At 74.6% G+C, this 13,254-nt stretch carries 11 protein-coding genes and 1 pseudogene; 3 read left to right on the top strand and 9 right to left on the bottom strand.

From position 1 onward, the window contains the following. Positions 1-82 precede the first annotated feature (82 nt). Both ACFYZF_RS00350 and ACFYZF_RS00345 read right to left on the bottom strand, forming a co-directional pair. Positions 83-1,894 (bottom strand): alpha/beta hydrolase, encoded by a 1,812-nt coding sequence (locus tag ACFYZF_RS00350; RefSeq protein WP_387014107.1) that lies wholly within the window; start codon positions 1,892-1,894, stop codon positions 83-85. 142 nt (positions 1,895-2,036) lie between these two features. Next, the gene (locus ACFYZF_RS00345; protein WP_387014104.1) at positions 2,037-2,972 is read right to left on the bottom strand and encodes a zinc-binding alcohol dehydrogenase family protein; all 936 of its coding nucleotides are present in this window, start codon (positions 2,970-2,972) and stop codon (positions 2,037-2,039) included. 77 nt (positions 2,973-3,049) lie between these two features. Here ACFYZF_RS00345 and ACFYZF_RS00340 point away from each other — a divergent pair, with 77 nt between their 5' ends. Together ACFYZF_RS00340 and ACFYZF_RS00335 are read left to right on the top strand one after the other, a co-directional pair. Further along, complete coding sequence (locus ACFYZF_RS00340; RefSeq protein ID WP_387014101.1) at positions 3,050-3,526, top strand: MarR family winged helix-turn-helix transcriptional regulator; 477 nt, start codon at positions 3,050-3,052, stop codon at positions 3,524-3,526. Positions 3,527-3,726: 200 nt separating this feature from the next. Continuing rightward, the gene (locus tag ACFYZF_RS00335; RefSeq protein ID WP_387014099.1) at positions 3,727-4,080 is read left to right on the top strand and encodes a hypothetical protein; all 354 of its coding nucleotides are present in this window, start codon (positions 3,727-3,729) and stop codon (positions 4,078-4,080) included. Here ACFYZF_RS00335 and ACFYZF_RS00330 read toward each other — a convergent pair. The 7 genes from ACFYZF_RS00330 to ACFYZF_RS00300 all read right to left on the bottom strand — a co-directional run bounded on the left by ACFYZF_RS00330 (position 4,067) and on the right by ACFYZF_RS00300 (position 12,022). Further along, complete coding sequence (locus tag ACFYZF_RS00330) at positions 4,067-5,656, bottom strand: serine/threonine-protein kinase (protein ID WP_387014096.1); 1,590 nt, start codon at positions 5,654-5,656, stop codon at positions 4,067-4,069. The genes ACFYZF_RS00335 and ACFYZF_RS00330 overlap by 14 nt on opposite strands. A 29-nt stretch (positions 5,657-5,685) precedes the next feature. Next, positions 5,686-6,165, bottom strand: a complete 480-nt coding sequence (locus ACFYZF_RS00325; protein WP_387014093.1) for a hypothetical protein — start codon at positions 6,163-6,165, stop codon at positions 5,686-5,688. A gap of 185 nt (positions 6,166-6,350) precedes the next feature. Then, on the bottom strand, positions 6,351-9,938 hold the full coding sequence (locus tag ACFYZF_RS00320; protein WP_387014091.1) for an adenylate/guanylate cyclase domain-containing protein: 3,588 nt from the start codon (positions 9,936-9,938) through the stop codon (positions 6,351-6,353). Further along, the gene (locus tag ACFYZF_RS00315; protein ID WP_387014089.1) at positions 9,935-10,747 is read right to left on the bottom strand and encodes an MBL fold metallo-hydrolase; all 813 of its coding nucleotides are present in this window, start codon (positions 10,745-10,747) and stop codon (positions 9,935-9,937) included. The genes ACFYZF_RS00320 and ACFYZF_RS00315 overlap by 4 nt, the downstream gene beginning before the upstream one ends. Positions 10,748-10,869: 122 nt before the next feature. Next, positions 10,870-11,331 (bottom strand): RidA family protein, encoded by a 462-nt coding sequence (locus ACFYZF_RS00310; protein WP_387014086.1) that lies wholly within the window; start codon positions 11,329-11,331, stop codon positions 10,870-10,872. A gap of 5 nt (positions 11,332-11,336) precedes the next feature. Next, on the bottom strand, positions 11,337-11,492 hold the full coding sequence (locus ACFYZF_RS00305) for a DUF4177 domain-containing protein (protein WP_013736319.1): 156 nt from the start codon (positions 11,490-11,492) through the stop codon (positions 11,337-11,339). Positions 11,493-11,536: 44 nt separating this feature from the next. Next, positions 11,537-12,022 (bottom strand): hypothetical protein, encoded by a 486-nt coding sequence (locus tag ACFYZF_RS00300; RefSeq protein WP_387014082.1) that lies wholly within the window; start codon positions 12,020-12,022, stop codon positions 11,537-11,539. A gap of 615 nt (positions 12,023-12,637) precedes the next feature. Between ACFYZF_RS00300 and ACFYZF_RS00295 the strand changes: the two are divergent. After that, positions 12,638-13,201 (top strand): annotated as a pseudogene (locus ACFYZF_RS00295) (hypothetical protein); the annotation flags it as partial. Positions 13,202-13,254: the final 53 nt, after the last annotated feature.

The following is a 13,254-nucleotide window of genomic DNA, read 5'->3' as shown; positions in this document are numbered from 1 at the left end:
ATGCCCATCCGCGTGGTCACCCGCGCGGCCAGGCCCGGGGGTACGACAGACGCCCGATCGCCGCCGTACCCCCGGGTTGTCCTCAACGGACGGTCAGCGAACCGATCCCGGGCAGCGGGGCCACCACCGGCGGCAGCCGCTTCGGCTCGCCCCGGGCCGGGGCGCCCCGGTTGGCCAGGGCGCTCTTGGCCGCCGGGGCCCGCTCGGCCGCCGCCGCCCCGGGTTGCTCCGCGAACGGCTGGATGTCACCGACGCAGACCTTGCCCTTGGCCGGCAGGATCCCCCTGATCAGGTACGCGTCGATCGCGCCGGTCGCGCACGCCGAGGTGCCGTACGCGGTGTGCCCCCAACTGTCGCTGCTGAGCAGGCGGCTGTTCGGCAGCAGCGCCGCCGAGCCGACCGCGCCCTGGTAGTTGGTCGCCGGGTCCCAGTAGTTGCCGACCACCAGCACCGGGGCGCTGGTCCGCCTGGTGAACGGGCCGGTGTAGGCGTCCTCGTCACGGACCGTCCAGGTGTTGCGGGCGCACGACGCGGTGAGCCAGGCCCAGAGCCGGCCGAAGTACGGGGCCCGCTCGTCCTCCTTGGCGGCCAGCGCCGGCCAGGTGCCGGCGTCCTTCGGGTGGTACGCGTCGGTGCAGTCCACCCCGAGGAAGGTCTCCAGGGTGTTGTCGTACGGGAAGTCGTACCCCCTGCGCACCTGCTGGCCGGCGGTGGCGGCCCGCCGGGCGATCGCCGTCCGGGCCTCGGCGCGGCGGGCGGCCGTGGCGGCGGCCGGGTCGGTGAGCACCAGCAGTTCGGCGGTGATCGCAACGATGTCCGCGTAGCCGGACGGGCTGTAGAGGGCGTTCAGCGCGGCCCCGACGAAGTCGGCGTAGCTGACGGTGTACGTCTCCCCGGTGTCCGGGTCGTCGATGACCACGGGCTTCTTGCGCAGCCGCTTCGCCACCAGCTCGAACGAGGCGACCGGGTCGCCGGCCGCGAGCGGGCAGGCCGCCGCCCCGGCCTTGTCGCAGCGCACCAGGATCTCGCGCAGCGCCGCGTACGCGCCGTCGGCGCTGCGCAGCCGGGTCTCCTGGAGCTGGTTGCGCGCCTTGCCCTGGCCGACCCAGGCGTTCGGGTTGAGCACGCCGTCGACGACCAGGGCGCGGACCCGGTCGGGGAACATGTTGGCGTAGTACTGGCCCAGCGCGGTGCCGTAGCTGAAGCCGAGGTAGGTCAGCTTCGGGTCGCCGACCGCCCGCCGCAGCACGTCCATGTCCCGGGCAACCTCGGCCGTGGACATCGCGCCGGTCAGCGGCCTGCCGGTGGTGGAACAGCCCTTGCCGACCGCCTTCGACGCGGCCACGTACGCCTTCTCCTCGGCCTTCGTCCACGGGAAGGCCACGTTCAGCCCCGCGTACGCCTTGGTCTGCTCCTTGACCGACGGGAAGCACCGGACGTTCTGGCTGGCCGCGACGCCGCGCGGGTCGACGCCGACGATGTCGAACCGGTCCAGCAGGTCGTCGCCGAGGAAGTACGGCGCGGCGAGCGCGATGTCCGTCCCGGAGCCGCCGGGGCCACCCGGGTTGACGAAGAGGCTGCCGATCCGACGCTGCTGGTCGCGGGCCTTGACCCGCAACACCGCCACCTCCGTGGTGGCACCCGTCGGGGCGTCGTAGTCGCGCGGGAGGTCGACGGTGGCGCACTCGGCGTAGCCGTAGCAGGCGTACCAGTCGAGCTTCGGGGTGGGGACGCGGTCGACCCGCCGGGCCTCGACCGGGTCGGTCCGGTCCGACGTGGCCGGACGACCCCAGCCGGTGGTCTGCGGTGCCGCCGAGGCGGGCGCGAGCGCCGTTCCGGCGAGGACGATGCCGGCGATTCCTGCTGCGGCCAGGGACCGGGTTCTCCGTGGCATGCGGTTGCCTTCCGGTGGGGAACAGGACGCGTCGAGGAAACCTCGACCTGCGTCACTCTAGGAAACCGAGCCCAGGAATACCGCCCACAAAAGGCCCGGGAAAGGGTCATTTCCCCGACTGTTGTAACGGATCCCGGATCAATCAGGGGATGAGGACGACCTTGCCGAGGTTCGCGCGAGCCTCGATGATGCGGTGTGCTGTCGCAGCATCGGCGAGGGATATCTCCGCGTGTACGGCGGCACGTAGCTGAGTCGTTCGGCTGAGTTGCCATAGCTGCTGATGGTGTTGGTCGTAGAGTTCGCGGTGGGTCCGGGCGAAGTGGGCCATGGCCAGCCCAGTGATGGTCTTGGAGCCGGCGAGCAGTTCGTAGGCGGGTATGGTGCCGCCGCCGGAGCTGAAGAAGACGAGGCATCCACCAGGGCGCAGTGCTGCCACGGCGGGGCGGAGAAGGTCACCTCCGACGCCGTCGAGAACGACGTCGACGGGGTCCCCCCAGTTGTCGCTGTCGTACGTGACGACGTGGTCGGCGCCGAGGCCGTACAGGAAGTCGGCCTTGGCCCGGGAACTGACGGCCGCCACGACCCGTCCGGCTCCCTGGTGCTTGGCGAGCTGGATCGCGAGGTGGCCCACCCCGCTGGCCGCTCCGGTGACGAGCACCGAGTCGGCGGGTGTCACGCGGGCGATGGCCAGGGCGGCGAGCGCGACGTGCCCGCTGCGTACCAGCGCCACCGCCTGTTTCGCGCTGGCATCGTCCGGGATCCGGCTTGCCATGAAGGCCGGGGCGAGCACTTCGTCGGCGTAGGAGCCGGTGAAGGTCAACGAGGTGACGCGATCACCGACTGCGAAGCCGGACACCTGCGAGCCGACGGCGATCACCCGACCGGCGATCTCGCCGCCGAGAACGCCGGGCAGTGGCGTGCTGTCGCCGCCGTCTCGGACCTTGCGGACCGCGGGCAGCGTCACGCCGATCGCCTCGGTGCGCACCAGGAGGTCGCCAGGCCCCGGCTGAGGGGTGGGTGCCGATTCGAGGCGGAGCACCTCCGGGCCGCCGTGCTGGTAGTAGCGGACTCGACGCATGGCCCTCCAAACTGTTGGGTGTACCCCACAGTATCGGAAATCATTGGGAGACCCCAACGGATAGGTAGCATGGATGGGTGACAGACGGTTCGCAGGCTCCCGCACGTATCCGCACCCTGCCCAGTTGGCTGCTGGGTCGCGCCGCAGCTCGTGGTCACCGGCTCGTGGCCGAGGCGTTGGCGCAGGCGGGGATGCGGATGATGCACCACGCGGTGCTCTGCGCCGTGGCGGAGCGGGAGCCGGTTTCACAGGCCGACCTTGGCCGGTCCCTGCGTGTTGACCCGAAGGACATGGTCGCGATCCTGAATGACCTGCACGAAGACGGCCTGATCATTCGGGCTCCCGACCAGAGCGACCGGCGAAAGAACGCCGTATCCATCTCTGAGGCCGGCACCCGGCTCCTGCGGCGCACCCAGAAACTCGGCGACGAGGCCAACGACCAGCTGACGGCGGCTCTCACCGCGGCTGAACGCGAGCAACTCGTCCGCCTGCTCGAACGCATCGTGTCGCCAGTCGAGGCCTGTCAGACATCGGACGAGACGCCTGGTCGATGACGCCCTCCGCCGCGCTTCGCGTCCGGCTGCGCCGCAGTCCACTGCGGAAAGGGCAGCCGGCCGTTCAGGCGAGAAGGGCAGCCGGTCGTTCAGGCGAGCCACCCGGAAAGGGCAGCCGGCCGTTCGGGCGAGCCACCCGGAAAGGCCCGCGGCCCGGGACGGCGGTTGAACAGGCCGGCCGGCTCCGCCATCCTTGACGGGTGACCCGATTCCCTCGGCCCGACGCGCTCGCCGGGGCGGTCGCCGCCTCGGTCGCGGTGCTCGCCCTGCTGGTGACGCTGGCCTGGTGGCGTCCGCGCAGCATCCTGGCGGTGGTGCTCGCCCTGCTCTGTGTCCTGCTGGTGATGGTCGCCGGGGTGTTGGTGACCGAGGCGCGGCAGCCCCGCGAGGAGGCCCGCGAGCGCACGGGCGACGGGCCTGCGGAGTGGCCGATGCCGGGCATCGCCGGCCTGGGCGGCGTCGACGCGGACACGCTGGAGGCCCTGGACAGCCGGAGCGCGCTCCGGGCGGTTCAGGAACGCCGTCGGCGCACGGGCGGGGTCAGCGACCGGTGAGGGTCGGCTCGTCGAGCCCGTCGACGCCGCGCCCGGCCAGGCAGCGGTACGTCCTGTCGGTGTCCGCTTCCTCCGGCGGCAGCACCTCCAGGTGCCAGCCACTGGTGTACGCGATGCCGCTGGTCAGCCGGAACGTCATCGGGTTGCAGACCCGCCGCACGGCCGGGTCGGCGCTGACCTGGGCGTGTCCCGCGCCGACCAGGGTGGCGGGCAGCTCGCCGGCCGCGTAGGTCTCCCAGGTGTGCCGGCCGTCGCAGGGCAGCCGGGGGGCCTCGGCCCGGGTGCCGCGCACCAGACGCACCGGCCCGAAACACTCCAGCTCGGCGACGCACCGCGCGCCCGTCGGCAGCCCGCCGGTTCCCGGCGAACCCGGCACGCAGCCCGGCAGCGCGCCCCACGGCCCGATCGCCGACGTGGCGACCGCGCTGGCGACCGGCGTGGGCTTCAGGACGGCCGGGGCGCCACCGGCCACCCAGGCTCCGCCGCCGGCCGACGCGGCCAGCGCGAGCGCCCCGGCCCCGCCGAGGAACCAGCGCCGCCGCCAACGCCGGCCGGACGTCGTCGACACGGTGGGGTGGTCGTCCTCGACCGGGGGGCGCTGGGCGGGCGGGCCCGGCCGGCTGGTGCCGTACAGGCCGCCCGAGGTGGACGGGCTGCCGGTGACGGTGATGGTGCCGGTCGTCGGGCCGGACGGGCCGCCCGAGGACGGGCCGCCGGACACGGGAGCCCCGCTGACCGGCGCGCTGACCGGGTCCAGCGGCAGGGCGGCGAGCAGGCCGCGCAGCTCCACTGCGGACGGGCGGGCACCCGGGTCGTTCGCCATGCCCGCCCGGAGCACGTCGAGCAGTTCCTCCGGCGCCCCGGGCAGCCCGGGGATCGGCTGGTGGAACAACTCCAGCACGGTGACCAGGCTGGGATTGCGCTCGGACTGCCAGCGGGGCGGGCGACCGTGCATCACGGCGTAGAGGGTGGCGCAGAGGGCGTACACGTCGACCGCGGGCGACGGCGGGCTGTGGTTGAACATCTCCGGCGGCGCGTACGCGGGGGTGAGCACCTCCAGGGTGACCGACGCGTCCCGCACCTCGGCCAGCACGGCGAGCCCGAAGTCGGCCAGCACCGCCGGGTTGAAGTGGGAGTGCAGGATGTTCGCCGGCTTGACGTCGCGGTGCAGCACCCCGTTGGCGTGCGAGTGGGCCAGCGCGTCGGCGATCTTCACACCGAGGTCGCGGGTCTCCGCCGGGCCCAGCGGCGAGGTGCGCATCCGCTCGGCGTACGACCCGTCGCACAGCTCCATGATCAGATAGGGGTGCCGGTCGACGGTGACCCCGACGTCGAACAGGTCCACCACGTGCGGGTGCGACGACATCCTTCCGGCCGCCCGGGCCTCGCGCAGGAACCGGGCCTGGTCCCGGTCGTTGTCCAGGGTGCGGTTCTCCACCTTGACCGCGACCTCGCGCCCGACGGAGATCTGGGTGGCCCGGTACACGGTGGCATAGCCACCCCGGGCAAACGCCTCCAAATCGGTCAGACCGGGCACGATGGGCAGCCGCAGGGCGCCAGGCGAGGTGTCGGTCACTGTTCGAAAATACCCAATGGCTCGGCCGCTCAGCGGTTCGCGCCAGCGGGCGGGACGACACCGTCCACCGCGCCCGACCGGTCGCCGTTCGTGGCCGGTGGCATCGCGGCAGGCCGGCGGGCGTCCCGGCGCAGGGCCACGGCGGTGGCGACCGCGCCCAGCCCCTCCCAGAGCGCCACCGTGAAGAACCGGCCCGGCGCGATGTCGGCCAGCACCGCGATGGTGAACACGGTGAAGGTGACCAGCCGGAAGAAGACCGTGAACCGGTAGAAGGGCCGCCACTCGGTGGCGGTCGCCAGCAGGTAGTAGACCCCCATGTTGAACGACGCCATGGACGACGCGGTCAGGAAGGTGCCCGTGTAGTCACCGGCGGCCCGGCTCTGCGGCACCTCGAAGCCGAGCATCCGCAGCTGGGCCTCCGGCCAGAGCAGCCCGAGCGCGCCCATCAGCAGCGCCAGGACGCCGAAGACCGCGATCGTCCAGCCGGCGCTGGAGCGTGGCAGCCTCATCGCGTCCTCCCCCAGGACCGGCACGGTCGCCACAGCGGACCGCCACTCGGAAATGACACCGTAACCGGTGCCACCCGCCGTCGCATCGGCGGAACCGGCAGACTAACCGACCCGCGCCCCGACCGTCCGGCGGGACGCGACGGGGCCCGCCGCGATGCGCCGAACGCGTCGGACCGGCATCTCGCTCACCCCCGTAGGCGGACCCGCAACGCGTTCGCCGCCAGCCGCTCGCTGCGCTGCTCCGTCGCGTACGCCAGGCGGACGGCCTCCTCGGCACTGGCCAGCGCCTCGGCGGGCCGGCCGCAGGCGGCCAGCGCCTCGGCCAGCACGCTCGCCGCGATCACCTGGCTGCGCACGTCCTCCGCCGGGACGGCGACCGCCCGTTGGGCCCAGTCCAGGGCCTGCTCGTGCTGGCCGTGGGCGAGCAACGCCGAGGCGTACCGGGCCATGGTCTGACGGCGGGAGAACAGCAACGACGGCGCGTTCGTGGAGGCGGTGGCCACCGGGGCGAGCAGACCCACGGCGGTGGCGGAGTCACCGGCGGCCAGCCGGGCGGTGGCCAGCAGCACCCGGGGGCCCACCTGGGCGGGCGCCTGCGGGTTGTGCGGCTCGACGGCGGTCAGCACCGCACGCGCCGCGCGCTCGGCGGTGTCGCAGTCGCCCATGTCCAGCGCCACGAAGCCGCGCAGCGTGCCGGCCATCCCGGTGAGCAGCGGGTGCGAGGTCCGTTCGGCGTACGACATCGCGTCGCCGAGCAGGTCAGCGGCGTGCTCCGGCTCGCCCAGCCCCCGGGCGACCACCCCGCGCGCCACCAGGGCGAAGCCCTGCCCCCAGTCATCGGAGACCTCGGCGAAGTCCCGGTACGCCCGGCGGGCCGCCCGGTCGGCCTCGGCGATCTCGCCCAGCTCCGCGCCGGCGAACGCCTCGACCGCGCGCAGCGTGCCGACCGCCCACGCCTCACCGACCCGCTCGCCGAACGGGAGGAAGACCCGCGCGAGCCGGCACGCCTCCCCCAGCCGGCCGGCGAGCAGCCGGGCGAACGCGGTGGTGCCGCGCAGCCAGGCCCGCCCGTACGGGTCCTTCAACTCGGCGAAGAGCCGGGCCGCCCGGCCGAGCACCGCGTCGGTCCCGGCGAAGTCCCCCCGGGTGGTGGTCACCCAGGCCAGGTTCTGCAACGACCACGCCTGCCCCCGCCGGTCCTGCGCGGTCAGGCTGACCTGGTACGACGCCGCGAGCCGACTGCTCGCCTGACCCAGCCGGCCGGCCACGAAGTCGGCCATGCCGAGCCGGCGCATCGCCGAGGCGCGCAGGGCCGGCAGCTCGCCGGCCGTGGCCACCTGCAACGCCTCCTGCCAACAGGCGACCGCCCGGGCCTGGTCGCCCTGGGTCTGGTGGGCCTGCCCGGCGAGCAGCAGGGCGCTGGTCCGGGCACCGGCGTCGTCCCCGGCGTTGGCGGCGATCTTCTCCGCGTAGGCGAGCGCGTCGGCCGCCCGGCCGACCTGGAGCAGGGCGCGGGCGTGCGCCACCCGGTCGGCCGCCGGCAACCCGTCCCGGGCCAGCTCGGCGGCGCGCTCGGCGTACTCGACGGCCACGGCCGGCTCCCCGGCCTGCAACGAGCGGCGGGCGGCCCGGCCCAGCGCGGTCACCCCGAGCGTGGCGACGGTGCGCGCCGGCGCGTCCGGGCGCAGCTTCACCGCGTCGGCGAGCGCGGCGGCCCGCTCCACGTGCTCGGCGACGAACGCGTCCCGGGCCGCGTCGGTGAACCCGCCCGGGGCGGCTGGCCCGCCGGGCACGCCGGGCACCGCCCAGCGGGCCAGCGCGGCGTGCCGCTCGGCCAGCTCGGCCTTGCTCACCCCGGAGTACGCGGCCTCCCGCATCAGCGGCGTGGCGAAGGCGTACCCGGTGCGGGTCCGGTGCAGCATCCGGCGTTGCAGCAGTTCCTCGACGGCCCGGTCGAGCTCCACGGCCACCACGGCGGCCGGCCGGCCGGCCCACCCGGCGCGCTGCTCGCGCAGCGCCTCCAGGGCACCCGCCGGCACGGTGTCGCCGACCACGGCGGCGTCCCGCAGCACCGACCGGGCGTCCGGCGGCAGCGCGTCGATCCGGGCGGCGAGCACGGCGGCGAGGTCCCGGGAGAGCAGCCGGCTGCCGAGCGAGCCGGGCGCGAGCCGCCAGCCCGCGTTGGCGGGGGCGGACCGGTCGGCCACGGCGGTCAGCGCGCCCCGCTCCATCAGCAGGGTGACCAGCTCGGCGAGGTAGAACGGATTGCCCTGGGCCGTGATGAGCAGCCGGTCGGCGTCGGGCTGCGGCAGCTTCCCGCCGCCGAGGTAGCTGGTGAGCAGCCGGGCCGCGTCGGCGCCCCGCAGCGGGGGCAACGCGTGGACCTCGGCGTCCGCCACCCGGGTCAGCGCCCCGGCGGTACGCACCAGCTCGGGGCGGCCGAGCAGCAGCACCAGCACCGGGCCGGTGATCCGGGACAGGGCCAGCCCGAGCGCCCGGATGGTCTCGGCGGTGGCGTCGTGCAGGTCGTCGACGATCACCACCAGGGGCGCCTCGGCGGCCAGGGCGCTGAGCAGGTCGGCCACCGCGTTCGGCACGGCGTCCGCGTCGACGGGCGGCTGGGCGGAGCCCCACTCGCCCTGGTCGGCCGGGCTCCCGGCGGGCAGGTCGGCGTACCCGAGCAGGGCCAGGAGCTGGTCGACCGCGACCGGGGCGACGTCGTCGCCGAGCCGGCCGAGGCGGTGGCCGAGCCGGCGCAGCCGCTCCTCCACGGCCGGGCGGGTCAGCGCGGTGGCCGGGTCGTTGGGCAGGCCGACGGCGGCCCGGACCAGGTCGGCCAGGGGCGCCAGCCGGCGGCGCTCGCCGAACGCGGCGCAGCGCACCGAGAGCACCCGGGCGCCGGTGTGCGCGGCGTACCGGCCGGTGCCGACGTCGTAGCCGGCGGCGAGGCGTTCCACCTCGGCGGAGAACCGGGACTTGCCGATCCCCGCCTCGGCGGTCATCAGCAGCACCCGGGGCTCGCCGCGGTCGATCACCTCGGCGAGCCGGCCGGCCACCCGGCCGACCTCGGTCTCCCGGCCGACGAACGGCGCCTCGTCGCCGAGGCCGGACCGGGTGCCCGGCGCGTCGAGCAGGCCGAGCAGCTCGTACGCCTCGACCGGCTCACGCTTGCCCTTGAGCCGCAGCGGGCGCAGCGTCCGCCAGGACGCCACGTGCCGGGTCGCGGCGGAGGTACGGGCTCCCGCGTAGACCGCGCCGACGGCGGCGGCGTCGGCGAGCCGTGCGGCGGTGTTCACGGTGTCGCCGATGACCGTGTACTCGATCGCCGCCTGGATGCCGGCGATCACGTCGCCGGTGTTCAGCCCGACCCGCAGGCCGAGCGGCGCACCGCCGCCCCGCTCGTCGTCGAGCACCCGGCGCACCGCCCGCTGCATGGACAGCGCGGCGCGGACGGCCCGTTCGGCGTCGTCCTCGTGGGCTACCGGGGCGCCGAAGACCGCCATGATCCCGTCGCCGGTCAGCTTGTCGACGTGCCCGCCGAAGGTCTTCACCGCCCCGGCGAGGGAGGCGAGCACCCGGTCGGTGACCGCGCCGACCCGCTCCGGGTCGAGGTCCTCCGACCAGGAGGTGAAGTCGGACAGATCGCCGAACAGCACGGTGACCACCCGCCGCTCGGCGGTCGGCAGGGCGGCGGCGGCCGGCAGGGCGACGCCGCAGTTGTGGCAGAACCGCGCCCCCGGAACGGCCAGCGTGCCGCAGACCGGGCAGGTCACGGCCGCTCCACCCCGTCCGGGGCGACCCCCAGGTACTCCAGCTGGGCCCGGACCGACCACTCGGCCGCCCACCACAGCGAGCGGTCCACGTCGGCGTACACCCGCGCCACCACCTCGGGCGCGGTGACGGCGCCCTCGGCGACCGCCCGCCGGACCTGGTCGAGCCGGGCGCGTCGGTGGGCGAGGTAGAACTCGGCGGCGACCCCGCAGTCGGCCAGCGCCGGGCCGTGCCCCGGCAGCGCCGGCACCCCCCGGTACGTCGACAGCAGCTCCAGGCTGGTCAGGTAGTCCCCGAGGTGCCCGTCCGGGTGGGCGACGACGGTGGTGCCCCGGCCCAGGATGGTGTCGCCGGTGAGCACCACCCGCTCGCCGTCGTGCTCCACGAGGAAGCAGATCGAGTCGGCGGTGTGGCCCGGCGCGGGGAGCGGCCGGATGACCAGGCCCGCCTGGTCGAGGTCGCCGCCCGGGTCGAGCGGCGGCCCGCCGTGGCTGTGCGCCGGGTCGACGGCCCGCACGGGCGCGCCCCCGAGCAGCTCGCGCAGCCGGGGCGAGCCCTCGGTGTGGTCGGGGTGGCCGTGGGTGATCAGCACGGTGGCGACCGGGCCGTGCGCCGCGATCGCGGTCAGGTGCCCGTCGTCGGCCGGCCCGGGATCGATCACCACTGCCGGTTCGCCGGGGCCGGACCGCAGCACCCAGGTGTTGGTGCCGTCGAGGGTCATCGGCCCCGGGTTCGGCGCGCGCAGCAGCGTCACCCACCCGGGCAGCTCGCCCGCCAGCGCCCCCATGGCCGCCGTGATGTGCCCCGTCATGTCAGCGATCGTACGACCCCGCCCGCCGCTCCCCGCGATCTTGCACTTACGGCCCGGGATTTGTGCCCGTTCACGGCTTTGATCCGGGCCCTGAGTGCATGATCGCGGGGAGCGGCGGGGGATCAGGCGACCTCGACGATCAGCTCGACCTCGACGGGGGCGTCGAGGGGGAGTTCGGCGACACCCACTGCGGAGCGGGCGTGCCGGCCGGCCTCGCCGAAGACCGCGCCGAACAGGTCGGACGCGCCGTTGATCACGCCCGGCTGGCCGGTGAAGCCCGAGGCGCTCGCCACGAACCCGGTCACCTTGACGATCTTGACGACGTTCTCCAGGCCGACCAGCGCGTCGACGGCGGCGAGGGCGTTCAGGGCACACCGCTGCGCCAGGTCCTTGGCCTGCTCGGCGGAGACCCCGGCGCCCACCTTCCCGGTGGCCAGCAGCTTGCCCTCCGCCACGGGGAGCTGCCCCGAGACGTAGACGTGCTGCCCGGACTGGACGGCCGGCACGTAGCTGGCCACCGGGGGCACCACCTCGGGCAGGGTCAGCCCGAGCTCGGCGAGTTTGGCGTGCGGTCCGTTGCTCACGTCGCTCACGCCTTCGGGCGCTTGAGGTACGCGACGAGTTGCTCCGGGTTGGGGCCGGGGACCACGGACACGAGTTCCCAACCGTCCTCACCCCAGTTGTCGAGGATCTGCTTGGTCGCGTGGACCAGCAGCGGCACGGTCGCGTATTCCCACTTCTGCATCGGCGCAGGGCTCCCTATAAGGCGGTGATGTTTCCGCCCACAGCCTACGATCCGGCGCCGCCGGGCGGCGCGGGACGCTGCTCCGGGGCAGCAGGCGGCTCGCCGCAGGGCCCCTCGTGGTCGTACCGCTGGGGGCAGCGGGACCGATCGGGCAGCAGGAGGTCGCAGAAGACCCGGTGCCGGTTGTTCTGGTCGTCGGCGGTGGAGACGGTGGTCTCGCCGGCGTCCAGCTCAGGCAGGAAACCCAGCGAGATCGCGACCTTGCCGGCCAGCGCGGCCGCCGCCGCCAGGTCTGCCACCCGGATCGGCAGGTGGATGACGTACCCCGGCTCCTCCTCCTCCCGGGAGCGCTCGGCCGGGCGGCTCAGGGTCCGCAACATCTCCCCCGGGTCGGTGAGCCGCCGGTAGGACCGTTCGTTGAACGGCAGGCCCGTGACCGGTCCCTCCTCGCCCACGGGGCCGGTCCCGGCCCGCCGGGCGCTGCCGCAGGACGGGAACTGGGCTCGGGAGATGTTCTCGGTGTCGCGCATGTACTGCCTCCGGGCCTCGCACCTGATCAAGTTTCACCATGTGGCTCGGACATCTGCCGATCCGTCCCCCGCGCCGGCACGAACGTAGGACCGATTCCCGACAGGAACAACGGGACGCGCATGTCCCGGCACCTCAAGTCACATATGCGACAGATCGGGGGTCCGGTACCGGATGGCGGGGATCGGCACTCCATGAGCGACGGACCGCTCCACCCGGCCCGGGGACCCACCCGCCGGGCCGTTCACCGCTACCCTTCCGAGGACGACACGCACGGCCCGTCCGCCTTCGTTCGACCAGCCCTCCCGTCGGAGCGACGACGACGGGCCGCACCCCGGGGGATCGACATGACCCAACCGCCCGACGGCGGCGCCACCGGCACGCCCAGCGGTCCGCCCAGTGGCCCGCCCTCCGGCGACCACGCCCCCGGCCCGCCCGGCCATGCCTCACCCGGCCAGGCCCCACCCCAGCAGGTCCCGCCCGGCTACCTCCCGCCTGGCCAGGTCCCGCCCGGCACCACACCCGGCCAGTTCGGCGGCCCCGCCCAATTCGGCGGACCACCTCAGTTCGGCGGACCACCCCCGGTCGGCGGCCCCGCCCAGTTCGGCGGACCACCCCCGGTCGGCGGACCACCCCAGTTCGGCGCGCCCGGCGGCCCGGGAAGCCCCGCGTCGGGCGCGATGCCGCCGCCCCCGCCGGGCTACCCGCCGTACCCCGTCGCTGCCCCGGCGGCGCCGAAGAAGCGGCGCGGCGTGCTGATCGTCTCGATCGTGGCCGCCCTGGCGCTGTTGCTGTGCGGCGGCGGTGGAGCCGCCGCCTTCCTCACCCTGCGCAACGTCGAGAGTGGCGAGGGCGCGAAGGAGCCGGCCGAGGCGGTGGACGCCTTCCTCATCAGCGTCTACCGCGAGCGGGACGCGAAGAAGGCCGCCAGCCACGTCTGCTCCGCGTCGCGGGACGACAAGAAGATCGCCGCGAAGGTGGCGGAGGTGCGCGGGTACGTCGAGCAGCACAAGAGCGCCCGGTTCTCCTGGCCCACCCCGAAGGTGGACAACCAGACCGGCGACCGGGCCACGGTCAGCACCAAGGTGACCATGACCACGTCCGACGAGAAGGTCGCCGACCAGGACCTCCGTTTCACGGTCGTGCGGAAGACCGGCTGGTGGGTCTGCGAGATCGCCTGACCGCTCGGGCGACGGCGGCCGGCCCGGACCACCGGGGGAGCCGGCCGCCGTCG

Origin of the sequence: Micromonospora sp. NPDC001898, assembly GCF_042891255.1 — a bacterium.
Lineage (GTDB): Bacteria > Actinomycetota > Actinomycetes > Mycobacteriales > Micromonosporaceae > Micromonospora.
Note: the sequence above shows the minus strand (reverse complement) of the source record. Positions and strands in the feature narration are given on the sequence as shown.